Here is a 26832-nt window from a genome sequence, read left to right as displayed (position 1 = left end):
ATTAAAATGTTAAAAATGAAAACTGGGTAGTGGATTTTTCCGCCTCAACTGTATACATATAAGAGAGTTTTATTTAGAGCCTGTTTAAATTTTAGCGAAGATTTTCATTAAGGCTCTCCAAACTAATTCTTAGCTGCTTTTTTCTGCTCTTGTGAGTCTATTTTTCAATTTATCTTCTTGGTTTAGCGGGCTAAACCTTTAAAAACAAATTGAAAAATTCATCTAACAACTGCTATAAAAAAGCTTTGCTATAAAATTTAAACAGACTCTAAACCTTTTTTAACTTTAAATTTAACACGTATGAGAATGCAAGTAAATGACACTGTAGGAATCAGATGGCGACATTCTGCCATGCGGTACCTAGTTGTATTGCTATTGCTTTTTCCGTCTTTTGTGAGGGCGCAAATCAGCATTGAAGTAAAACAACAACCACTGAAAGAAGTTCTGAAATTGATAGAATCGAAAAGTGAATACCGCTTTTTCTACAATGAAGGACTAACAGGCTTAGATCAGGAGTGTACACTCAAAGTAAACAACACATCCATTGATAAAGTAATGTCTCAGCTTTTATCACAAACAAGTATTAATTATAAGAAAGACAAAGACAATCTTATCGTTCTTTATCAGAAAACAGCAGGGCAGCCTCAGGATGTACCGAATGAAACAGCAAAAAAAAACGGCAAAGGCATCACAGGTTTCGTCAAAGATGAAGAAGGACAGCCACTTCCGGGAGTAACTGTTACAGTTAAAGGAAACAAGCAAGGTGTAATGACCGATTTAGATGGAGCATATACAATACAGAATATCGAAGATAATTCTGTTTTGGAGTTCTCCTTTATCGGTATGAGAAAACAAGAAGTTGCCGTAAAAGGTCAAAACAGTGTAAATGTTGTACTACAGGATGATGCAATAGGGCTTAATGAGGTTGTAGCTGTAGGTTATGCTACTCAAAAAAGGGTTAATGTTATAGGATCTGTGGCAACTATCAATTCTAAATCACTCGACAGCAGACCTGTCACAAACTTATCATCCGCTCTTGCCGGATTAGCAACCGGAGTATACGTACGCAATACTTCGGGTAAACCGGGAGGTGACGGAGCGGATATTCTGATCAGAGGAACAGGTACTCTAAACAGTACAGGACCATTAGTAATCGTTGACGGAATTGCCGGATCTACAACAGGAGTTAATCCAAATGATGTAGAAAGTATATCGGTATTAAAAGATGCAGCAACAGCAGCTATATACGGATCTTTAGCATCTAATGGAGTTATTCTGATTACAACGAAGAGCGGAAGTCAAGGCAAAGTATCGGTTAATTATTCTGGCAATACATCCATAACCAAACCAAATAATCTACCGGGATTCGTATCCGACTACGTACAGCATATGCAGCTAGTCAATCAAGGTTACTCTAATATCGGACAGGCACCTGTATACACAGACGCAACCATTGCTCTCTGGCAAAATGCGAAGGCAAACCCCAACGGATTAACATCCGAAGGTATACCTAATTATGTAGCTTATCCCAACACAAAATGGGCAGAAGAAGTATTCCGCAATAAACTGCTTCAAAATCATAATATATCGCTGAGAGGGGGTACCCAAACTACGCAATTCTTATTGTCTGCGGGTTATATGAATAACCCCGGAACGATGCCTAATACAGGAGCCGAACGTTATCAGCTTCGTATTAACCTCCAATCTAAAGTTACGAATTTCCTTACCGTAGGAACGCAGACATTCGGGTCGGTACAGAACTCCAGCGTAACCGATATGAATACTGTATTTCAATATCTGACGGCAACCGTACCAGGAGTATATTCAAAATATAATGGCAAATATGGTTATCCTTCAGCTGCTGAAGAGTCCGCAACAGCAAATAACCCATTGGCTTCATTATATTCCTTAGGAGGAGATAATACTACAAGCTTATTAAACACCACCGTTTTCGCAAACTTTGATATTATAAAGGGGCTGAGCATGGAAGCCAAAGCTCACTATGACAATTCGTTCACTGAGAATAATATGCACAATGTACCTCAGGAAAGATGGAACTTTGCAACCAATACAATAGGTAATGCAGCTACAAGTCCCGGTCAATTGTATACTCAATACTCCTTATACAAAAACTACAATGTCATATTGGAAGATGTATTAAAATACAATACATCTATTGCAGAGAAACACGATATAGGGGCATTGGCAGGATATAACCAGCAATATTTTAAGTTGTATAATTTCACAACCCGAAAAACAGGATTGTTAGATGAATCATTAACAACACTGAATACTGCAACCAACATGACTTCAATATCCGGCGATGCGTATGACTTTGCTTTACGGTCGTTTTTCGGAAGGCTGAATTATGCATATAATCAACGCTATTTATTCGAAGCTGTATTTCGGTACGATGGATCGTCAAGATTCTCAAAAGACAGCCGATGGGGATTTTTTCCGGCATTTTCCGGAGGATGGAGAATCTCTGAAGAACCATTTATGAAAAATTTCAGCAAGTATATAGACAACTTAAAACTACGGGCATCGTGGGGCAAGACGGGAAATAATGCATCCGGAAATTACGATTATCAGGCAACTTATAATACCACTCAATACTCATTCAACGGCGTTGCATCTAACGGACTTATCCAAAAAAAAAGTGCTAATCCGAATTTGAAATGGGAAACAACTACAACGACGAATTTAGGATTGAGTGGTAATCTTCTGAAAGGTGCATTAAATTTCGAATTGGATGTTTACCGAGGCTTTACCGAGGGTATTTTATTCGTGCCGACCATACCTCTTACAGCAGGCACAGCAACTGCTGCAACTCAAAATATTGCACAGGTTACCAAGAAAGGGATTGAATTTACACTCGGATACAATGGACGATTCAACGACTTCAGATATAGTGTATCAGGTAATATCGCCTATAATTACAACAAGGTCAAGAAGTATAAAGGTACTCTTGAAGAAGGTTATTTTATCAATGCCAATGGCGAAAGGGAATATTCTTCAAATCTGGGATCTGTTTCTACTGGAACCACCCAGCGTATTATAGAAGGTCACCGCATAAACGAATATTATCTATATCCTGTATATAAAGGAAACGGAAGTTATACAAACAAAGACGGATCTGTAAATATAAATGGAGGACCTAAAGATGGTATGATCAGAACCGAACAAGATATGAATTGGTTGAAAATGATGATGGCGGAAGGTTATATCTTCCAACCATCGGGAGATGTAAGTAAATCTAAAATATGGTATGGAGACCTGATCTACGCAGATACCAATGGCGATGGTATTTACGGAAACTCCTATGATCAGAAATTTACAGGGAAAAATGCATCTCCGACAATAAACTACGGGGTCAATATGAATTTTGCATACAAAGGATTTGATATGTCTATGATATGGGCAGGAAGTGCCGGCATGTCATATTACTGGAATGAATTATATATGAATCAATCAATTGTTGCGTTGGGCAAAGCAGTGCCGACTCTGGTAGCCAACAATCATTATTATTATAATGAGACCAATCCTTCAGATCCGGCAAATAATACATCGGCACATTACCCCAGACTAAAAACAACTGATCCTCAAAATACCAGAGCCAGTGATTTTTATCTATACAATGCTTCTTATCTGAAACTGAAGAGTCTTCAATTGGGCTATACTCTTCCTGAGCAATTAACCAAGAGAGCATCCATGAGCAATGTAAGAGTATTTATCGGAGGAGAAAACTTATTGACTATAACAGACTATCCGGGTATGGATCCCGAAGTCGGAGCTAGTATAGCTTACCCGACAATGAGACAATACACTCTGGGTTTAAACATTACTTTCTAAAAAATCAAGGATATGAAACGAATATTTATATATATCAGTTCAATTATTTTAATAACAAGCTGCACAAGCGATCTGCTCGATACGTCACCTTATTCGGCTATATCGTCCGAAACCATGTGGACAACCGATAACCTAACCGACCTCGGTATCACGGGAGTTTATGCATCTCTACGGCTTGGTAACGGCAGCAGTAGCAGCAGCTCGCCTTACGAATTATATGTGATGGATAAATACTCATTTACAGGTCAAAGCCGTTTCGATGAATCATTATTACGAGGCACTATAACCTCGAGTGATGGTATGTTTTCGACCATGTGGCAAAATTTTTACGAGGGTATTCAAAGAGCCAATGACGGTATAAAAAATATTCCGTTGAAGTCACCTTCTGTAGAAACAAAGAAAGCCAGATACATTGCTGAATGCAAATTTTTCAGAGCATATTTCTACTACAGATTAAATCAATTGTACAAGGGTGTACCTATCTATCTGGAGCCATTTACAGCAAAAGAAGCAACTAAAGCACGTTCGACCGAAGATGAGGTTTGGAATCAAATTGTAACTGACCTTACGGATTGTATCAACGAAGAAAATCTCCCGAATATATACCCATCAGGAAACGCAAATTACGGACATATAACCAAAGGAGCAGCTTATGCTTTGCGCGGTAAAGTATATATGTATCAAAAGAAATGGGATTTGGCAACGAATGATTTTAATAAAGTAAAAGAATGCGGCTACTCTTTATTCTCTAATTACAAGACTTTATTTACAGTAGCTAATGAGCAATGTCCCGAAATGATATTTACCATTCAGAATATCTCGCAGCAGAATTATGGCGGAACTACTCAATTATATTATGGCAGTCGGTCGGCATTTACATTCGACTGGAATTATTATATGCCGACACCTGATTTAGTTGACTTGTACGAAAATACAGATGGTTCTAAATTCAATTGGGACGATGTAATTCCCGGTTATTCAAACCTTACAGTGGCAGAAAGGGAGGTATTCTTTTTACGTGATAACTTAACACCTGCTGAAATAACTGCTGCGACATTAAGAGGAGCAAAAATGAGTTTATACCTTACTACAGGTAACGAGGCTCGTGTATTAAAAGCTTACGAGAACAGAGATCCCCGCTTAGCGGCAACTTGTATTACCCCTTACTCAACGTTTGTCGGATCTTATAACAATACGACAACAGTCACAATATCGACTATGAGGTGGCCATACCGAGGACAAGCATTAGTCGGTGGAGACTTACAAACCGATACCCAGAACTACTTATATTACCTGTATCGTAAGTTCGTTATCGAAGGTGTTACTGATATTATAGATCGAAATTACAGCCCACTGGATTTACCGGTTATCCGTTATGCTGATGTACTTCTTTCTTGGGCAGAATCTTTGAATGAACAAGGTAAAACCTCAGAAGCCATCGAAAAAGTAAACGAAGTGCGTAAGAGAGCCGGCATTGCCCTCTTAAACTCAAACACTGCAACAACAGTAACAGGTCAGGCTGATTTAAGAATCAGAATACAAAACGAGAGAAGCATTGAGTTTGCGGGAGAAGGAGTCAACTACTTCGATCAACTTCGCTGGAAAATATGGAAAGACCGCAACTTTTATAACGGTAATGGCTCTAAACAACCTTGGGGTGGAATAGTAAGCCCATATTCTTTCAAAGGAGATTATATCTACACATGGCCTATACCGGCATCAGAAGTTCAAATAAATCCGAACCTTACTCAAAACGAAGGTTGGATCGACTAATCCATAATTACCTGAAGGCACAGACGTGTTTATTACTTTAGTTAGTGATATAAAAACAGGTCTGTGACCTTCCTTAAACTAGTCTTTATGAAATATATTTTAATAGCTGTATCTCTCCTTTTATTTACAGCTAAAGCCTCTGCTGTTCAACCTGTAAAAGAATTTTATGTATCTCTTCAAGGCAGGCTCGGAAATGACGGGAGCAAACAGCATCCCTTTAGTTCTCTGAATGAAGCAAAAGAAGCGGTACGAAAATACATCGAAAAGAATAGCGACACAGATATTAACGTATGGGTAAGAGGTGGAACATACGAATTATTAAGCAGCTTCGAATTGAACAATGACAATTCGGGTTCAGAATCCTGTGCTATCACTTATCAATCTTATCCGGGTGAAAAAGTCATTCTGACAGGAGGACGGATTATTTCACCCAAAAGAGTAGAATCAATATCAAACAGTTCCACTAAGAACAGATTTACAGACCAATCAGTTGCAGATAAGATAAAAGTCATAAACCTGCAAGATTTAGGAATTACAGACTATGGTAACATCCAGATAACAGGATTCAGACGACCATACGTAAATGCAGCCATGGAACTGTTTATAAATGGGCAACCGTTTCATCTGGCAAGATACCCGAACAAAAGTCAAATACGGATACAACCCGATGAGGTTATAGATGCCGGAGTTATAAAAGCCGAAAAAGAGTTTTACCCCGGTACAATACGTTTCGATAAAAAAAGGCTCGCTCTATGGGGCGATGCACAAAATATATTTACCTGTGGAAATTTCAAATATGCGTGGGCAACCGACCAACTCAAAGTAAAAAATATAGATGCAAATAGCGGAGAAGTAAGATTCGAAGACTCACACATGTTTGGTATTTCAGGAGAGCATGAATGGAATCAGTACTATTATTTCAATATCCTCGAAGAACTGGATGCTCCGGGTGAATATTATATCGATCATAAGAAAGGTCTGTTATATTTCTATCCTTTTTCTAAAATAAAATCGTCTGACACTATTATGGTATCTCTGCTCGAAGAACCGCTAATAGTTATGCAAAATGTAAACTACATCAGTTTCAGAAATATTGATTTCGAAGCAGGACGGGGAATCGGGGTATATATGGAAAATACAGAATCGAATAAAATAGAAAACTGTACTATACGCAACATGGGAGTAGTAGCAGTTTCTATAGGCAAAGGAAGCAAACCCGCAACAATATACGGACATCCCGATGAAACGAATCCCTTTCTTCCCGGCGAAAAATTATCGGGAGGAATCGGCAGCCTTTATGATTACATATACGAAAATACCACCTTCAACCGCGACGGAGGAAAGAATAACGGTATCATCAACTGCCTGATCGAAAACACAGGATGCGGAGGCATCAGCATAGGAGGAGGCAATCGCCTAACATTGGAAAAAGCCGGAAATTATGTTTACAACTGTGAGTTTACCAACTGCGGACGATTGGATTACTCTTACAAATCGCCTGTAAATATAGACGGAGTAGGTAACAAAATACAGCATTGCCAGTTCAATACCTGCCAGGCAACAGCCATCTATATACATGGAAACGATCACATCGTCGAATATAATGTCATAGACGGGGCATGTAAGTTTATGGACGACCAGGGAGCTGTGTATCTTGGACGAGATCCGTCGGAATTCGGAAATATAATCCGATATAATTTTCTGAAAAACATAGGTAATATAGGAATAACCATGGGAGTGTATTTCGACGACGGGGCATGCGGCACGCAGCTATATGGCAATGTCTTTTACAAAGCCGGTACACGCAATGTTCTTGTAGGCGGTGGACAATATAACAAAATAGAGAACAATATCTTTATTGATGCCGAAATGGCGATACATCTCGACAATCGTCTGGAAAATTGGGCTAAGAACTCATTAAGGACAAACGGTACATTCGAAATAAGAATGAATGCAATGAATTATAAACAATCTCCTTTTGCAAAAAAATATCCTGAAATGATTCGTTATTTCGAAGACAGCCCGGCTATACCCAAACATAACGATGTCAAGAACAATGTTTTTGTACGGATCAAACTAATCAATAACGGAAAAAAAGAATGGGGTCCCGTACTTGATCAAAATATGATCACCGACCAGGATATTGGATTTGCGGATTTTGCCCATCAGGATTTTTCTTTGAAAGACAATTCTATTGTTTTCGAGAAATTACCTGAGTTCAAAGCCATTCCTTTCAGTAAAATAGGTAGAATACAATAACCCTTACTCCTATCAAATTAACATGAAACACATATCATATATTATCTGCATTATACTTGCCTCAACATTCGTATGCGCCTGTAACAGGCAATCCGTAAAAGAAGACTCTCCTTCTCCCAACGAAGTCGGAACAAAGAGTGTACTGTCATTATCCGACACAACATGGAAATCACTCTCTTTACGTGAAAAGATCGGACAGCTCATGTTGATGCTTCCCGACAGAAAAAAAGAACTGCAACTCGGAGACGGTTCATTATCCGGTTTTTTCGAAAAATATCCGGTTACAGGTTTCTTTATGGGATGGAAATTATGGGATGGTGTACAACGTAACCAATATCTGGATCATATTCGAAAGACATGTGCCGAATATCAGCAAGCCAGCAAATTACCTTTAATCTTTCAGGAAGATTACGAAAGCGGCGTTACTTTACCGGGAATGACTTCATTTCCAAACGAAATGGCATTAGGTGCAGCCAATTCTCCGAAACTGGCATATCAATACGGAAAAACCGTAGCACAAGAAAGCCGTTCGGTAGGAGTACAGTGGGTATTGCATCCCGTTGCCGACCTGAATATAAACCCGTTCAACCCCGTCACCAATACACGCAGTATTTCTGATGATCCGGATAAAGCAATCAGACTGCTGACCCAGCAAATAAAAGGGCTGCAAGATAACGGCGTAGCTGCTACAATAAAACACTTTCCGGGTGATGGCGTAGATTTTCGGGATCAGCATTTATTGACTACATGTAATTTTTTACCATATGATGTCTGGAAAAGACAACATGGAAAAGTATTCAAAGCCCTGATCGACAACGGTGTCAAATCAATCATGCCGGGACACATCACTCTGCCCGGTTATCAAAAAGAAAAGAAAAACGGGCAATACTTACCTGCAACCTTATCAAAAGAGTTGTTGACAAACCTGCTGAAAGGCGAAATGGGTTTCAAAGGTGTAGTAGTGTCGGATGCAATGGTGATGGGTGGTTTTCGGGGTTGGTATGATAATCAGCTGGAAGGAGAAATACAAAGTTTTCTTGCTGGAGTGGATATCCTGTTGTGGCCATCGTATGAGTTTATGGATACTCTGGAAGCACGAATACTAAGAAAAGAGATACCTGTTGAAAGGCTCAATGATGCTGTCAGCAGAACATGGAATTTCAAAAAAAGCCTTGGATTAATGGATAGAAATCATCAGTTGATAGTACCCATGACTCCCGAAGAAAAGACAAATGCACTTTCTGTTTCGGAACAGATCTGCGAAAAAGCAATAACACTTATACGTGACCGAAACAACGTACTGCCCCTTAAGAAGGATAAAGATAAAAAGATTCTGGTGGTTGGCGTAACTCCCATCAGCAGAAAAGGAGGAGACACGTCTCTGACCAGAATGAAGTCGTTCAGCGACCTGCTCCGACAAAAAGGTTTTGAAGTAGACTTTCAGCATAATATTCTATACGAAACCCAAGGATGGACAGAAACTGCAACCACCCAATACGACCGCATACTGTTTTTAGTAGACCGGCATATGCATGCACCATTCGGACCTCTCGAATTTTGGGACGATGAAGCTCAAACTGTCTGGGGAATAAATGCAATGCCAAAAGAAAAACTTATTGTTATTTCATTAGGCAGCCCCTACTCTATCAATGAGTATTTCGAGCGGGTAAATACATGTATCAACGCCTATTCTAATACTTCCGTTATGCATAATGCGCTGATCAAATCTCTGATGGGAGAGATTAAAATGCAAGGAACTTCTCCCGTCAATCTGGATATGCAAGGTAAGTTCAAATTATATTGATTTTAAGTAATATTTGTCGAAATGAAAAATACAATAAGTTGTTTTATTATCTGTTTTGTATTATCCGGTCTGTCCTTTTTAGTAAAAGGACAGACTACTCAGAACAATGATTTTACATCGAAAGAATTACAGATCAGGAACGGATTATCCAATTTTACGGAAAAAGTAAATAAAAAAGATTCTATCAGGGTTGCATACTTAGGAGGGAGCATTACGGAACAAAACGGATGGAGGAGGTACTCACTCGAATGGTTCAGACAATCATTCCCGAAAGTTAAGTTTATTGAAATAAATGCTGCAATAGGAGGCACAGGATCTGACTTTGGAGCATTCAGGCTGCAAGATCATGTGCTGAAATTCAAGCCCGATCTTGTGTTTGTCGAATTCGGGGTAAATGATAATGGTGTTGCTCCAGGACGAATAACCCGCTCTATGGAAGGAATTGTCCGGCAGATATGGTTAGACAATCCCTCAGCAGATATCTGCTTCATTTATACAATTATGGATGGATATATGGTAGAAGAAACTGCAGGAAAACTTCCGCAATCTATACAGATTATGGAAAAGGTTGCCACAAAATACTCTATTCCCTCTATCAATTACGGATACGAAATATGCCGCCGGGTTGAAAATAAACAGCTCATATTTACAGGCAAATCAGAAGAAGATAACGGTATTATGGTCTTTAGTCCCGATGGAGTACATCCTTTCCGTAATACAGGTCAGAAAATTTATCTCGATGTGCTTACCCGTTCATTTAAGAGGATTATGCAGAATTCTACTCAAAAAAATGCAAGACAGATACTACCTCAGCCAATAGATCCGAATTGCTTTGTCAATACACAGATGATAGATATTTCTGAAGTAAACCCATCAAAAGAATGGAAGATGCTGTCAATTAAAGACAATTCTCTCTTTTCTGAATTTACCAAATACGTACAAACAATCGGGCAGGCAGAACCTGATAGTAAATTGAATTTCAGATTTAAAGGAAGGTCGTTCGGTATATTCGATATTATAGGTCCGGGATCGGGAAGTCTAGAAGTTACAGTGGACGGTAATGTAACAGATACAATTATGCGCTTCGACCCATACTGTACCTATTGGAGAAAGCACTATTTCGTGATAGATCAACTGAAAGATACAGAACACAAGGTATCCATCCGTGTATTATCCGACCAATTTGATAAAGTATCCATACTCTCTAGATTAAATCGTACAATGAAAGACCCTCAACAATACAAAGAATACAATTGGTATGTCGGCAAAATTTTAATTGACGGCTCTTATAAATAATATCAATTTTAGTCGCCTAAATCTCAACTTAAGGTCTTAGACCCTTTTTATTAATCAATAAACGAGTTTACTATTTACGTCATTAATACTTTCTGTCACTTATGAAAAAAACATTACTTATCTCTTTTATTTTATCATTGGGCTTACACTTTTCGTATGCTCAGGAATACAAATCGACCTGGGAATCGATTGACAGCCGGCCTATTCCAGAATGGTTCTCGGAAGCTAAATTCGGAATATTTATCCATTGGGGATTGTACTCCGTTCCGGCATGGGCTCCTACAAATGGACCTGTATATGAAAAATATTCTGAATGGTATTGGGCCAGACAAAACCCAAGTGATAAACCTTTTCCGGCGTTTACAGACTTCCACAATAAAATGTACGGAGAAAAAACAGGCTATACCGATTTTGTAAGCGGGTTTAAAGCTGAAATGTTCGATCCAGCAAAGTGGGCTGAAATATTTAAACAATCAGGAGCAAAGTATATTGTGCTAACCTCAAAACATCACGATGGCTTTGCCTTATGGCCTTCGGAACAAGCATGGAATTGGAATTCGGAAGAAGTGGGACCTCATCGCGACTTAGCCGGAGACTTATCAGAGGCGATAAAACAATCAGGAATGCACATGGGTTTTTATTATTCGCTGTACGAATGGTATAACCCGTTATATAAAAAAGACCTGCCAAAATATGTATCCGATCATATGATTCCCCAGATGAAAGATTTGGTTAACCGTTATCAGCCTGATATAGTATGGACTGACGGAGAATGGGAATTAACCAGCGATCAATGGAAAAGTACCGACTTTCTGGCATGGTTATATAACGAATCACCTGTAAAAAATACGGTAGTCGTAAATGACAGATGGGGCAAAGAAACACGTGGAAAACACGGAGGGATCTACACTACAGAGTATGATCTGGTGGGGGATCTGGCAGCCGACAGAGTAAAACCAGGACATCCGTGGGAAGAATGCCGGGGCATAGGAGGATCTTTCGGTTACAATCGGAATGAGAATCTCGAAAACTATGAAACATCCGAATCCCTGATACGGATTCTTATCGATAAAGTTTCGATGGGAGGCAACTTGCTGCTAAATGTAGGTCCTACTGCCGATGGACGAATTCCGGTTATTATGCAGCAACGATTAAAAGATATAGGGGACTGGCTTTCGGTAAACGGCGATGCAATCTACGGAACCCATGCTTGGAAATATACAGCTAAAGAAAAAAAGAAAGAACAAACCATATTCTTTACTGCCAAAGGCGATGATTTATATGTCATCATCACCCGCTGGCAAAATCAACCAATAAAAATAGAAGGTGTATCTAAAGCTGATGCTGTGAACATGTTAGGATTCAAGCGAAAAATTAACTACACTCTCTCTAAAAACAGTATAACAATTCATCTGCCGGAGGTTTCTCCTGCGGATAACTTAAGCAGTTATGCATGGGTATTTAAAGTTACAGGAGGAGCAAAATAAGGTTTCAAAACCTCTTGAGTTTACACTTAACCTAGATCTCATACCTTTTTATAGCTTTGGCTAACATAACAAACTGAACTTATTATAAGTTGAAAATGTATTATTAAATATTTTCTATTATTTACTATATGAAGACAAACTATATTTTCTTTATCATAACATTCTTATCTACAATGGCATCCTGCGGTGAAAATAAGATTTCAGTCAAAAGCCCGAACGATAAGGTATCGGTTACGATAGATCTTACAGATAATCAATTGAGAATGAATATTTCTAAAAACGGAGATATTTCGTTATCCGATTGCTTATTAGGTCTGACAGTCGATAATACAGACATTGGTAAAGGTGCAGCAATCAACGGAAAGGTACTAGAGAAAACAATCAATGAAAGCTATCCTGTCTATGGCAACCACAATAAAGCCCTAAATCATTGTAAAGAAATTACTATACCGTTAAACAATAGCAAAATAAGCTATCAGATTCTTGTAAGAGTTTATGACGATGGTGTTGCAATCAGATACATTATACCTGGTGCAAAAGACAAAATGATCAACAATGATAATACGACTTTTAATATACAGGATTCCACGTTATGTTTTTGGGCTGATTACGCAGACAGCAATGAAGAATTGCACAAGGTATCTAAATTCAGTGAATTACCCGAAGGACAAGCGATTGTTGCTCCGATAACTGTCAAAACAGACAATGGCTATCAGGCATTCAGTGAAGCCGAATGCCTGAACTTTCCCGATATGAGCTGGATAAAACAAGGTAAAGGTATAAAAGCAAATTTTACCACTAACCCTCAAGGATGGAAAAACTCGGGAGATACAATTATCTCCCCATGGAGATGTGTTATTCTGGCAGATAATCTAACTCAGTTAGTCAATAGCGACCTGATAATCAATCTGTGTAAAGCTCCTCTCGACGGTACCAACTTCGATTGGGTTAAACCCGGACGTGTATTGTGGCAATGGTGGAGTGTAGGTGCACCTCAATTTGCCGATCAGAAAAAATGGTACGATGCAGCGGCAAGGCTTACCTGGGAATATTATCTGGTGGATGATGGATGGAGAGATTGGAAACAAGCCGGTAAAGATCAGTGGCAATGCCTGAAAGAAGTAATTGATTACGGTAATTCAGTTGGTGTAAAGAGTATAGTCTGGGTAAATTCCGAAGAAATGCGTGATAGAGAGGGCATTCGCTCTTATCTGACGAAAGTAAAGGAAGTTGGTGCGAAAGGCATTAAAATAGACTTCATTCCACCTGCTACTCCCGAAATTATGCAATGGTACGAAATAGCCCGTGAAGAAACATATAAACTCCAACTGATGTGTGTATTTCATGGTTGTGCAAAACCGACCGGATTACAAAGAACATGGCCTCACGAAATGACTAGGGAAGGTGTACGGGGCAATGAGTATCAGATAACACGTTATGACCGATTGATGCCGCAGGATCAGGATGTAATAGTTCCGTTTACTCGTTTTCTAGCGGGACCTGCTGATTTCACACCTGTTATATTCGAAAAGAAAGAGCTCAGAGGATATACTTGGGCACATGAGTTGGCACAGGCTGTAGTTTATTATTCGCCATTGACCCACTTTGCCGATAACTATATCAATTATCTCGACAACCCTGCAGAAGATTTACTGAGAGATATTCCTGTGGTATGGGACGAAACAATTGTACTACCCTGTTCGAAAATAGGAAAAGTCGTCGCCTTTGCCAAACGAAAAGGCAGTGAGTGGTGGGTTGGAGTGATGAACGGCAAAGAACCGGCAGATATATCATTTCCATTGGATTTTATTACAGACAAAGCTTCAGCAATTATTCTTTCGGATAAAGATAATGTCCCCGATACCTTTGCTCGTCAAGAAAAAACTATTCAAATAGGAGACTCTGTATCTATACAGCTACAACCCGGCGGAGGATATGTAATGAAACTAAAAAACATCAAATAAAATGACTAAATTATTTTTATCCATACTAATTATCTGTTCATCCGTATGTATGGCTCACCAAAGCTCCATGCATCCTGATGCCCAAATACGTTATGTGAAATCACAGATAAAAGAGAAAAACGAGCCGTATTACGGAACTTATCAACAACTGATATACACGGCTGATTCTCTTCTAAATGTTTCGCATCATGCAGTTGAGGATTTTTCCGTACCGGGCTTTTATTTCAATGCACAGGCACACAGAGCTAGTTCGGCGACTCTTTCCGGTGATGCCTTCGCTGCGTATGCATGTGCCTTATCCTACCGGCTATCGGGCAATCGAAAGTACGGAGAAAAAGCCTGTTACTTCTTAAACTCATGGTCTTCAATCAATAAAAAATATTCTGAATATGATGGCGAATTGGTTATGACTTACAATGGTTCGGCACTACTGATGGCTGCGGAATTGATGTACGACTCAGATATATGGAAGGCTAAAGAAAAAAAACAATTCAGTTTATGGATAATCTCTGTTTACCGTAAAGCGGCGAATGCCATCCGAACCAAAGTGAACAACTGGGCAGATTGGGGACGTTTCGGATCTCTACTTTCCGCATCTTTTCTGAATGATAAAAAAGAGATACAAACCAACATACAGCTGCTAAAATCGGATATCACCCATAAAATAGCACCGGATGGCAGTATGACAGAGGAAGTTAAACGAGAACGGAACGGAATATGGTATACTTATTTTTCCTTGGCTCCTATTACGGCTTCCTATTGGGTTATTTATAACCTCACTGGAGAAGATCTATTTACAACGGAAAAGGAGGGCAAATTAGTCAAAAATGCACTCGATTATCTGCTCTATTATACGGAACATCCCTCTGAATGGCCGTGGTTTAAGAACCCCGGAAATGGGGTTCGAGAACATTGGCCTGAAAATCTATTTCTGGCAATGGGAGGTATCTACAACGATAACAAGTATATAGAGTTTGCTCTGTCAAGAAATCCAGTGATACACCCTTATCACCATCACGCATGGACTTTTACAGCATTAATGCCGGTAAAGAAAAATTTCACCTTGTCCAAATAACGAAATTATGAAATACTATACAATTTTTATACTTTTCTTATGCTTTTGCATCACTGATACTATCCAAGGACAAGATTTTATCCAGATATGGAATACATCTAAGGTGCCGAACAGCAAGGGTATAGAAGTAACAGAAAAGATGAACGCAGAACTGATAGAACAGGTATCTGTTCCCGGAGTTTATGTATTCAAGCCTTCAAAGGCCGAAAATAAAGGTGTAGCTGTACTCATACTGCCTTCGGGTGGATATTCGGTTCTGTCATATGCTACCGGCTTTCAACTTGCAAAATGGTTTAATACCATTGGCATCACAGCTTTCGTTCTGAAATACAGATTGCCACACTCACCTGATGTTATAGAATCTTACAAAGCCCCCTTACAGGATGCCCAAAGAGCAATGAGATTAATCAGAGCCAATGCTGCAGAATGGGGATATGACAAAATTAAAGTCGGAGTGATGGGAGCTTCGGCCGGAGGACATATCGCTGCATGCCTTTCAACCATCACCGACAATTGGTACGATCCTTCAGACTCTATCGACACGAACAGTTTTGCTCCTTCTTTTGCCATTTTGATATCTCCGGTTATATCCATGTCAGAAGATACACATATTCCGAGTCGGAACACACTTTTGGGTAAAAATGCATCTCCCGAAATGATAGACAAACTTTCGTGCCAGCTACATATCAATGACCATACCCCACCCTCGTTTGTGATACATGCAGAAAATGATGAAACTGTATCTCCAATAAATAGTATATTGTATTTCTCCGGCTTATTGAAACACGGAATCAAAGGGTGTTCTCTGCATATATTTCCTCAGGGAGGACATAGTATTCGGGTAAGGAAAAATCCCGGAATTACCGGATTTTGGCCTGTATTAGCTGAAAAATGGCTGATCGAAACGGGAATAATTAATTAAGGTCTCAGACCTTTTTGTAACTAATGAGTAGACTAGTAAACAAGTCTAAAATGTGCATCAGTTCGTTTACTAGTTTACTTATATGTATAAGTAAATACTTTCTATTACTTAATAAACTGAACTATGAAAAAAATTGTATTAGGATGTATTCTAATTACGGGACTTTATATGCCTCCGGGACTTCACGCACAAAAAGGGGATACAAGCATACGGCGAATGGAATGGGTTAAATATCTTGATAAAATAAGTAACCCCGTAATGGCAAATCTGGCAAATAATCAGTTACATGAAAAGATGCCTGTATCTGTACCGGTTATCAGCGATGATCCGGTAAACCGAAAAAAAGTAGCTTATCTCGAAATTTTCGGAAGGACTCTCAGCGGCATCGCTCCCTGGTTAAATTCGGAAGGAGGTTCTACTGAAGAAATCTCATTGCGAAACCAATACCGTCAATGGAGCCTACAAGCAATAGATAATGCGACAAATCCCTCTGCTAAAGATTATGTAGCATGGACTGCCCACATACCTCAACCGCTGGTCGATGCATCGTATGTGGCTCTGGCCCTGATCAGGTCGCCTTGGCTTTGGAACAACCTCAGTACTAAAGTGAAGGAACAGGTAGTTGCTGCCCTGAAAGAAACCCGGGCTACTGTTCCTGTATATAATAACTGGATACTGTTTACCTCAATGATCGAAGCATTCTTCTGTAAGTATGATATTCCGTATGATGCCGTACGTATTGATTATGGTATACGCGAGTTTATGGAGCACTGGTATGTCGGAGACGGGATGTTCTCGGATGGCATTCCGTTTAATATCAATTATTACAACAGCTATGTCATACAGCCTTATATGAGTACAATTATGGATGTAATGATAGAAAAAACAGGGCGGTATAGGCAATATAAATCGAAATTGGATACGATTACTAAGCGATATGCCGAATTACAGGAAAGATGGATAAATACAGACGGCTCTTATCCTCCAACGGGACGGTCTATAGTATATCGGGGTGCAGCATTTCAACATCTGGCAAACATGGCTTTGATAAAAAGATTACCGACATCGATAACCGAAGGTCAGGTAAGAGCGGGACTTACTGCAGTAATCAGAAAAACATTGGATGCTCCGAACACCTTTTCATCCGAAGGGTGGCTCAATTTGGGAATATATGGCAATCAACCAGGCTTAGCAGATGAGTATAACAATACCGGCAGTCTATATATATGTAACAACATCTTTCTGCCACTGGGATTATCCCCTGATGATTCGTTCTGGACTTGCGAAGACCAACCTTGGACTTCTGTAAAAATATGGTCGGGACAAGATGTCCAAAACGACCACGCTCTGGAATTAAGATAACAGTTCTTCCTCTATACAATTTTATTTAGGGTCTCAGACCCTTCTGTTGTAAAATTTTATCTATAGAGAAAGAAAGGGGAAAACAGTTAACAGTTAGCAGTTAGCAGTGATCAGTTAAAAAGAAAAAGTAACACCTGAAAGTGTACATAAAGTGTGTAACTTTTGTAACCTTTTTGGAATTGGTTATTGTTCATTGATAACTGACACGGTCTCTTTTTTAACTTTAAAATACTGAAATAAAAAATGAAAATACAAATTGTAATATTCTTATGGATCAGCGGCATAGTGTTATGCGCCCAAAACAAAACAGTAGACAAATCTCTGCTTCCGGCTATCAATAAAAGTCTTGATTTTGCCGTAGAACAGGAAATAAAGATGGCTCAAAGCGTACAGGACAAGTCCGGCAAGTTTCCGGTTACTGTCGACAAAAAAGGAGATCTGGTATTATGCGATACAACTTCATGGACATGCGGATTTTTCCCCGGTACATTGTGGTATTTGTACGAATACTCGAAAAATGAGCAGGTGAAAAAATATGCACAAATGTTCTCCGACCGTCTCGAAGGAATGCAATATGCGACTAATACTCATGATATCGGATTTATCATTTATTGCAGTTATGGTAACGGATATCGGTTGACTGGCAACACCGATTACAGAACCAAAATAGAGAAAGCCGCCGAAGCCCTTTGTGTCAGATTCAATCCGGTAACAGGCTGTATAAAATCATGGGACAGAGGTGAGAATATCTATCCTGTGATCATTGATAATATGATGAATTTGGAACTGTTATTCGAGGCATCCAAGCTAACAGGCAACAACAAGTATCGGGATGTGGCGATTGCCCATGCGAATACAACTCTGAAGAACCATTTTCGTAACGATGCCAGCTGCTATCATGTAGTATTCTATGATCCGAAGACAGGGCAAGTTACTGCCCGTAAAACACGTCAGGGATTTGCCGATGAATCGGCATGGTCACGAGGTCAGGCTTGGGCATTATATGGCTATACGCTCTGCTATCGCGAGACTAAAGACCCTGTATATCTGAGTCAGGCACAGAAAATAGCATCCTTTATACTGAATCATCCACGTCTACCCGAAGACAAAATTCCTTATTGGGATTTTGACGATACAAAAATACCCAATGCCGAGAGAGATGCTTCGGCAGGAGCGATTATCAGTTCGGCCTTGATGGAGCTGAGCCTGTATGTACCTCAGGATGACGCAAAAAGATATTTGGATATAGCTAAAAAACAGCTGGTATCGCTGTCTTCTCCTGCATATCTGGCAAAAGATGCTTCTAACAGAAACTTCCTACTCATGCACAGTGTTGGTTCTATGCCCGATGATATAGAAGTAGATGTTCCGCTCTCATATGCAGATTATTATTATCTGGAAGCTTTGATCCGCTATCGTAAACTGATACAAGGTGTATCTCTGTTTTGAGTGAATTGTAAAAAATAGACGAACATGCAAACTAAATTAATATTGTTCTTAATGCTATTGTCAGCATCTACTTATTCGCAAAACAAATCCAATTTCGAACCGGATGATAAAATCTCATCCGGTACATTTATCAACGATATTTGTTTGCCACATAAACTGTACATGCTGAGCGATATCCGTAATAATCTGTTTGTAGAACCTTTGATGAAACGCTGGCGTCCTTACAACGATGTCGTACGATTTGGCGGCAGTACTCATTATACCCGAAAACTTCAACGTGTGGCAAGTATCGATTCTCCTGTAGATGGAGATACCATGCTGCTGCAACTGGTTAATACGGACAAATTCGAAACGATAAAAAACATAACTTCCGTTATTGAAACAGGCAGACCCGGGGTCGGAAAAGATACGGTAACAATCTCTATTATAGGAGATAGCTTTACGTACGGTGCTTTCTTTAAGGATGCGTTGATTACTAAAGGTTATGTTCCAAAAATCAGATTAGTGGGCTTACAGGAAGTAGACGGCTGCCTCGGACAATTCGACGAGGGCCGCCCCGGATGGACATTGCAGGGCTATTTCAAAATAAGCAAAGAGAAATCGCAAGCATACAATGGCTTTTGGCAACCCGAAGGTAATTTCAGATATTGGGGATCTACGGCATATTGGCAATTGGTGTATAATGTCAATCGCTTTCCCGATAAACCATGGAAGCCGACAGATATCTTTTTCACTAAACGGTTTTATAAACAAGCAGCCTTGTTCGATCAGCATTCAGGCTATAAACTGCATCCAGAGAAGAATGATATTATGTTTGATAACACATTAGAACAATTCGTCGAATTCGATGGTAAAGAGTGGATAAAGACGGAATATGAAAGCTATCATTGGAGCTTCGATTACGGAAAATATTTGTCGATGTGGAAGCTGAAATCCCCGTCTATCCTAGTCGAGTTTCTGGGTTTAAACGATTTTCGGGATTTTTCGAATCCTGCAACGATCAATTTCGACACATGGAACAATCAAATTGAGTTGATGGCTAAATCGTATTTGAAAGCTGTACCCAAAGGCCGGTTTGTGATAATGATTCCCCAATCGACCTGCGGAATACTGGACAATATGGCCGGCGACTTCACCCTAAAACAGAATGCCTGTATGTGGCAGTTACGCAAGAATATTATTGATATATTTGACAGAAGAGAAGCCGATCGTATGTATGTAGTTGATGCTGCCATTGGCATTGATAATCTGGACGGATACAAATTCATTACTGACGAAAAATATACTCTTCCTTATTCGGAATATCCAGACATTCATAAGATTGATGTTCAATGGGGCAATCCACATCCGTACCCTAATTATCCGGTAATGGGAATACCTCTTGCCGCTTTTATCCAAAAGTACAGATGAATAAGAAAATGGTCGAGTTAAATGGACTCGACCATTTTCATAGATTACATCAATTTTTCAGCTTACTCATTCCGAATACCATAATTATGATAAAGCACACTAATGGAATAAGAAAGCCGATAGCCATAGTCCATGTATCAGCAATGTATCCCATTAACATGGGAACGATAGCACCTCCGGCAACAGCCATCACTATAAGAGATGATCCTTTCTCGGTATTCTCATTTAGTCCACTTATGCCTACAGCAAAGATAGTCGGATACATAATAGACATAAAAAAGTATGAACCAAACAAGCAGACTACAGAGGTCATCCCCAGTCCCATGATCACAACTACCATCAGCAATATATTGATACAGGCATAGATAGCCAGCAACTTCTTCGGTTTAAAGAATTTCATGATATAGCTGCCCGATATGCGCCCGATCATAAACATGCCCATGCCCCCAAAAGCCAGTATCTGAGAAGCTTGCAGGTGTGAAATATCCGGTCGTACTTCTATCACATAGTTGATAAAGAAACTACCGATTCCGGTTTGTCCCGCAACATAGAAGAACTGGGCTATCACAGCAAATATAAACAAGGGATGCTTAAGCAAGTCCCGATAGCTGCCTTTGCCATCCGAAGAGTGAACAATATCATCATCTGTAATCTGAGGCAGTGGTGTACGAACAAACAAGACAGTTATGAGCAAAACAACAATGCCAATGCCCATATAAGGTGTAGCCAGAGCGGCGAATGGATCTCCTTCGTCTGAAAAAATCAATAAACCGCCAACCAAAGGACCGAGTATCCACCCAAGACCATTAAACGACTGAGCAAGATTGATACGCCGGGCTCCGGATTCGGGTGGACCTAATATCGTTGTATAAGGATTTGCCGCCGTTTCCAGACAAGTGAGTCCGCATGCAATCACAAAAAGAGCGATCAGAAAAGGAAGAAAAGTCTTGATCTGTGTTGCGGGATAAAACAGAAATGCTCCGACAGCAAATACCAGCAAGCCAAATACAATACCCTTTTTATATCCGTATTTCTTGATGATCAATCCGGCAGGAATACCCATTACGAAATAGCCTCCATAAAGAGCAAACTGAACCAAAGCCGAACGAGCTTTCGATATTTGAAGTACTTCCTGAAAATGCGCATTCAGTACATCAAGTAGGGCATGAGCAAATCCCCAGAGAAAAAACAGACTTGTAACCAGAATAAAAGGTAATAAGTAGTTCTCGCCTTTTTTCCCTCTGAAGATAGATGTGTTTCCAGTATTATTTTCCATAGGTTATATTTTTCATTATTGAGGTCACAGACCTATTTATTGCTTTGGCAAGTATGACAACCTCAGATTGTTATAACTTGAAGATATACCATTAAATATTTTCATTTACTTAAAAATTTTAGTATCAAAATCTTGACTACTCCTTCCGGGGAAGGTAACTAGTCAGAGAAAAAGTATTATATATTACCTGTCGGGCTTCCTCCCACCCTGATAACTCATTATTAGCGATGGCCTGCTGTACGATGTTACCAATAGCAGTACTCTCGGTCAGCCCTGTTATAACCTCTATACCTAAAATATCGGCAATACATTGGTTTAGGAACTGATTCTGACTGCCACCTCCCACAACAAACAACCGATTATATTTCTTTCCTGTTATCTGCTGCAGGCAATCCATTACATCCCGATACTTAATAGCCAACGACTCAAATATACATCTTACAAACTGTCCTTTGGTTTCGGGTTCGGGCTGATTGGTATTCCTGCAATAATCCTGTATAGCTTTGATCATCGACAAAGGATTAACAAAGCTCGGATAATCGCAATCGATCGTACTTCTGAATACAGGACTATTCTTACACTCTTCGAGCAAATAATCATAAGAATAGATAATTCCTTCATTAGTCCGCCATTCATCCAATAAGCGCTGTAATAACCACAGTCCGGTAATATTCCGCAGGAATAATATCTTTCCGTTTGCACCTCCTTCATTCGTAAAATCCGCAAGTCTCGCCTGATCGGTAAGTATAGGCTTATCTGTTACAACGCCTAACAAAGACCAGGTTCCGGAACTTAGAAACGCCCAGTCTTCACCTTCTTCGGGTATCGCTGCAATAGCACTGGCCGTATCGTGTGAAGCCACAGAGAATACTTTCAGGTTTTCAGCTCCTGTTTCAGTAGATAAACTGGGACTTAGATTACCCCAAAAAGAAGATGGCTGTATGATATCCTGCATGAGCAAAGGTGATATCTCGAGATGATTGAATATCGATTGTTCCCATCCTCCCGAAGTTACATTCAACAGCTGCGAAGTAGATGCTATAGTATACTCTGTATGTGATATACCTGTCAGATAATGATTGATAAGATCCGGCATAAACAATATTTTTCGAGCTATTGATAATAATGGGCTCTTGCTTTTGATCATACTCAGCAGTTGGAATATTGTATTTATTTCCATTGCCTGAATACCTGTCATGGAATACATATCTTCCTTCGATATAAGTTCTTCCATTTCTTCGCACATACCTCTTGTACGTATATCCCTATAACAAACAGGATTTGATAATAACATACCCGATTCATCCAGCAGCCCAAAGTCTACCCCCCATGTATCCACAGCAATACCTTTCAGTTGGTATCCTTGTATTATTGCCTGACGAATACTCTCTTTTACATTCGTCATCAAAGTCAGAAAGTTCCAATATAAAGTATCATTCAATTTTACGGGAATATTCGGAAAACGAAAAACCTCGGTCAGTTCTATTTTTCCGTTGCTGAACGTACCGGCAATAGCCCGACCGCTTCCTGCTCCCAAGTCTATAGCCAGATATGACATGCTTTATAGTATTAGATTTAAGGTTTACGATTTCTTTCCAAGTATATAAATCTCGAGATCTCGAATCTCATCATCAGAAAGGGTCAGATAATTCCCTTCGCCTGCATGTACAATTATGCTGCAAGCCAGTTCAAAAAACACGGCTTTTTGAAAAGCATCATCAAAGTCTTTGCCGCAAACTGCTTGTCCGTGTTTGCTCATCAGTACACAATCATGCTCTTTCAGAGCATTGGTCACAGCCTCTGCCAATTCTTTCGAACCAGGTCGAAAATAAGGAATAACAGGAATTTCGCTGCCGCAATAACACGGAACTTCGGCTATTACATTAAAGCTTTTTGGCTTATTCTTCATGCAGGAGATTGCTGTTGCGTATTTTGATTGAAAATGCAAAACAACATTCATGTCCTTGCGTTCACGTAAAACTCCCAGATGAAAAACGCTCTCCATAGAAGGCTTCGGCCCGTCAATACGTATCCCTGCAGATATATCGCATACTGAGATATTATCTTCGGAAATACGGGGCAGCCACGATCCTGTTCCCGATACCATAGCTACATTATCTTCAATACGCCACGATAAGTTTCCGCTGCTGCAAAGCTGCAATCTCTCCTTTCCAACCCGATGGGCTTGTTCTATAAATTTATCTATCTGTGCTTTTGTTGCCATAGTATATTTATGGTTTCAGACCATTTTATTATTATTTCAGTTTATTATATATATTACTTATTTCAGACTTTCATCCAAGGAAAAAATCCGCTCGACCAGCTCCCATTTTTCATCGGAACGCCTACCATCAGCCGTTATTTGAAACTGAGAAACAAAATCCTCCCATTCAGACTGCCTTTCATAGCCGGCCAATTTTCCGAAAGATTCATCCCAATTAAAATCAATCGGTGTTTCGAGTATCATAAAGGCGGTATCATTTATCACATATATTTCCATATCGATAATTCCGGCTCTGCGGATACCTTCGGGGATCTCTTGCCATATATTACGTCTATCATGCCAGTATTTATACTGATCCACCGTTTCTTGATTCAGTTTCAGAAACTGGCAGAAGCGTTTCGTTACTCCTGCCGGATTTCTCGGATATCCTTTTTTTAGATCTTCAGCCATTCTTTACTGTTTTGAGGTCACAGACCTTTTTGTTTTAAAAACTCCAGCTTCAACTCTGAACTTTCAATTCAGCCTAAAAGGTTACAAAGGTTACAACATCAACACACAATTTTCGATGTTACTTTTTTCCTTTTTGGTTTTGTTAACTGATCACTGTTAACTGATTTCAAAGACCGCTTTGCCTATAGATAAAAAAGAAGCAATAAGCTCTGAAAACCTATTTTTTGTAAAGAGGTCCGTATGCCTGACATGCTCTGAAATCAGAACCTTCCTTATCCATACCAAACGCCGACCACGTCGCCGGACGATAAATATCGTCTTCGCAAACATTGTGCATACAAACCGGAATACGAAGCATCGAAGCCAATGTGATAATATCGGCGCCTATATGTCCGTAACTGATAGAACCGTGATTTGCACCCCAGTTGTTCATCACCGAATAAACATCCTTGAAGTTCGGATCTTCAGTCAACCGAGGAACAAACCATGTTGTAGGCCATCCCTTGTCTGTGCGGTCATCCAAAATTTGATGTACTTTCGGATCAAGGTCAACTGTCCATCCTTCGGCTATCTGCAATACAGGTCCTAAGCCTTTAATCAGATTCAGACGAACCATTGTACAAGGCATCTCACCTTTAGTCAGGAATTTAGAAGAAAAACCGCCGCCTCTGAAATACTCCCTGTTGGCAGGAACCCATTTGGTAGCATCCAGACAAGCCTTTGCTTCCTTCTCCGATATATTCCAAAATGGTTTCATGGCAGGTTTTCCGTTTGCATCCTGTTGTTGAGCGGAACCATCCAGAGTTGCAGCACCCGAATTGATCAAGTGTATAATTCCTTCGGATGCAGCACCCGTTAACTTTTGTCCGGTAACACGTTCTACAGCTTCGGGACTCCAGTAAGTACGTACATCGGCAAATATCTGAGCTGTATTTGTTAACAGATATCCGAATAACATAGCAGTACCATTCAGAGCATCATTTTCCGTAGCAAGTACATAAGGCGCACGGATTCCTGTCCAATCGAATGATGAGTTCAGAATAGCTTCCGCAAAATCCCCGTTTGGATAAAAATCCGTCCATTGCCGCTGTCCCTGAAAACCGGCTGCAATAGCATTATGACCTAAGGCTTCTTCTCCGAATCCCATTTCTTTCAATTTAGGATTACCATTCATCAGGTCACGGACAATCAGAGCCATTTTTACTACAAATTCCCAATCTTTGTCTTTCGCTGCTCTGTCTTTTTTCAAGTCTTCGCGGTTGCATATATCTTCGTTTTCGGCGCAATTAGCCTTCGTCCAAGCTAATGCTTTTTCAAACTCTTCTTTATCATATATACCTTCGGTCATACGGCGGATTATTTCCACTTCGTCAACACCCTCACAGCGCATCCCCAGATAATCTTCGAAGAAATCGGTATTCACTATCGAACCGGCAATACCCATACATACAGCTCCTATCGACAGATAAGATTTTCCTTTCATGATAGAAACGGCCAGACCTCCCTTTGCAAAACGGATGAGTTTGTCTTTTACATCCGATGGAATTTCTTTTGTTCCGGCATCCTGAACATCGTGCCCGTAAATACCGAATGCAGGCAAGCCTTTTTGTGCATGGCCTGCCAGTACTGCTGCCAGATATACTGCTCCGGGACGTTCTGTTCCGTTAAAACCCCAAACCGCTTTTACGGTATGCTGTTCCATATCCATCGTTTCGCTGCCGTAACACCAGCAAGGAGTAACAGTTAAGGTAACGCCGACTCCTTCTTTGCGGAACTTTTCGGCACAAGCAGCACTTTCCGCTACACGACCTATGGTAGAATCTGCAATAACACATTCAACAGGAGTTCCATCCGGATATTTTAATGTAGATGTTAATAAATCGACTACGCTCTGAGCCATTCCCATTGTTTGAGATTCGAGCGACTCTCTTACTCCGCCCATACGTCCGTCGATTGTCGGGCGGATACCTATTTTAGGCCATTGCCCCTGAAATCTTTTTGTTTTCATCATATTTATAATTTAGGTTACAAGGTCTTATACCCTTTTTCAATCTGCTTATTCTCCTTTGTTTCAAAAATAGAAGAATAAGTCATATCTCACTTTCATTTTTTCGACAGATAAATAACAGATTATCGATATTATGTTTTTTAACACATAATATCGATAATCTTACATAAATGTGATAAATTATCCGTTTTTTAAGGTCTCAGACCTTTTTATTGACTTTG

The 26832-nt window shown here is 39.8% G+C and carries 17 protein-coding genes; 12 read left to right on the top strand and 5 right to left on the bottom strand.

Annotated elements, in window-relative coordinates; all coding sequences use genetic code 11:
• Window positions 1-300: 300 nt before the first annotated feature.
• The 12 genes from AABJ51_RS02705 (at window position 301) to AABJ51_RS02650 (ending at window position 20653) form a co-directional block, all read left to right on the top strand.
• Window positions 301-3852, top strand: coding sequence for a TonB-dependent receptor (locus AABJ51_RS02705; protein WP_338374309.1), 3552 nt, complete (start codon window positions 301-303; stop codon window positions 3850-3852).
• A gap of 12 nt (window positions 3853-3864) precedes the next feature.
• On the top strand, window positions 3865-5625 hold the full coding sequence (locus AABJ51_RS02700) for a RagB/SusD family nutrient uptake outer membrane protein (protein WP_338374308.1): 1761 nt from the start codon (window positions 3865-3867) through the stop codon (window positions 5623-5625).
• 87 nt (window positions 5626-5712) lie between these two features.
• Window positions 5713-7884 carry a right-handed parallel beta-helix repeat-containing protein gene (locus tag AABJ51_RS02695; protein WP_338374307.1) on the top strand — a complete coding sequence of 724 codons (2172 nt, stop codon included), beginning with the start codon at window positions 5713-5715 and terminating at the stop codon, window positions 7882-7884.
• Window positions 7885-7906: 22 nt separating this feature from the next.
• Window positions 7907-9688 carry a glycoside hydrolase family 3 protein gene (locus AABJ51_RS02690; RefSeq protein WP_338374306.1) on the top strand — a complete coding sequence of 594 codons (1782 nt, stop codon included), beginning with the start codon at window positions 7907-7909 and terminating at the stop codon, window positions 9686-9688.
• Between the two features lie 21 nt (window positions 9689-9709).
• Window positions 9710-10984, top strand: coding sequence for an SGNH/GDSL hydrolase family protein (locus AABJ51_RS02685; RefSeq protein WP_338374305.1), 1275 nt, complete (start codon window positions 9710-9712; stop codon window positions 10982-10984).
• A 101-nt stretch (window positions 10985-11085) separates the two neighbouring features.
• Window positions 11086-12471 (top strand): alpha-L-fucosidase, encoded by a 1386-nt coding sequence (locus tag AABJ51_RS02680; protein ID WP_338374304.1) that lies wholly within the window; start codon window positions 11086-11088, stop codon window positions 12469-12471.
• 128 nt (window positions 12472-12599) lie between these two features.
• A complete protein-coding gene (locus AABJ51_RS02675; RefSeq protein WP_338374303.1) occupies window positions 12600-14435 on the top strand; it encodes a glycoside hydrolase family 97 protein in 1836 nt (611 codons plus the stop codon).
• A 1-nt stretch (window position 14436) separates the two neighbouring features.
• Window positions 14437-15510 (top strand): alginate lyase family protein, encoded by a 1074-nt coding sequence (locus AABJ51_RS02670; RefSeq protein WP_338374302.1) that lies wholly within the window; start codon window positions 14437-14439, stop codon window positions 15508-15510.
• A gap of 7 nt (window positions 15511-15517) precedes the next feature.
• Window positions 15518-16432, top strand: coding sequence for an alpha/beta hydrolase (locus AABJ51_RS02665; RefSeq protein WP_338374301.1), 915 nt, complete (start codon window positions 15518-15520; stop codon window positions 16430-16432).
• Between the two features lie 123 nt (window positions 16433-16555).
• Window positions 16556-17794: a DUF2264 domain-containing protein gene (locus AABJ51_RS02660; protein ID WP_338374300.1), complete on the top strand. Its 1239-nt coding sequence runs from the start codon at window positions 16556-16558 to the stop codon at window positions 17792-17794.
• Between the two features lie 243 nt (window positions 17795-18037).
• Window positions 18038-19243 (top strand): glycoside hydrolase family 88 protein, encoded by a 1206-nt coding sequence (locus tag AABJ51_RS02655; protein ID WP_338374299.1) that lies wholly within the window; start codon window positions 18038-18040, stop codon window positions 19241-19243.
• A 24-nt stretch (window positions 19244-19267) separates the two neighbouring features.
• On the top strand, window positions 19268-20653 hold the full coding sequence (locus tag AABJ51_RS02650) for a hypothetical protein (RefSeq protein ID WP_338374298.1): 1386 nt from the start codon (window positions 19268-19270) through the stop codon (window positions 20651-20653).
• Window positions 20654-20702: 49 nt separating this feature from the next.
• Here the strand turns inward: AABJ51_RS02650 and AABJ51_RS02645 are convergent, their stop codons facing one another.
• The 5 genes from AABJ51_RS02645 to AABJ51_RS02625 form a co-directional block, all read right to left on the bottom strand.
• On the bottom strand, window positions 20703-21929 hold the full coding sequence (locus AABJ51_RS02645) for a sugar MFS transporter (protein ID WP_338374297.1): 1227 nt from the start codon (window positions 21927-21929) through the stop codon (window positions 20703-20705).
• A gap of 136 nt (window positions 21930-22065) precedes the next feature.
• Complete coding sequence (locus AABJ51_RS02640; protein ID WP_338374296.1) at window positions 22066-23487, bottom strand: rhamnulokinase; 1422 nt, start codon at window positions 23485-23487, stop codon at window positions 22066-22068.
• Between the two features lie 24 nt (window positions 23488-23511).
• Window positions 23512-24153 (bottom strand): class II aldolase/adducin family protein, encoded by a 642-nt coding sequence (locus AABJ51_RS02635; RefSeq protein WP_338374295.1) that lies wholly within the window; start codon window positions 24151-24153, stop codon window positions 23512-23514.
• 57 nt (window positions 24154-24210) lie between these two features.
• On the bottom strand, window positions 24211-24603 hold the full coding sequence (locus AABJ51_RS02630) for an L-rhamnose mutarotase (protein ID WP_338374294.1): 393 nt from the start codon (window positions 24601-24603) through the stop codon (window positions 24211-24213).
• A gap of 217 nt (window positions 24604-24820) precedes the next feature.
• Window positions 24821-26611: an L-fucose isomerase gene (locus AABJ51_RS02625; protein ID WP_338375927.1), complete on the bottom strand. Its 1791-nt coding sequence runs from the start codon at window positions 26609-26611 to the stop codon at window positions 24821-24823.
• Window positions 26612-26832: the final 221 nt, after the last annotated feature.

Source organism: Indolivaga capnocytophagoides (genome assembly GCF_036511535.1).
In the GTDB taxonomy this organism is placed as follows: Bacteria; Bacteroidota; Bacteroidia; order Bacteroidales; family Dysgonomonadaceae; genus Dysgonomonas_A; species Dysgonomonas_A capnocytophagoides.
Note: the sequence above shows the minus strand (reverse complement) of the source record. Positions and strands in the feature narration are given on the sequence as shown.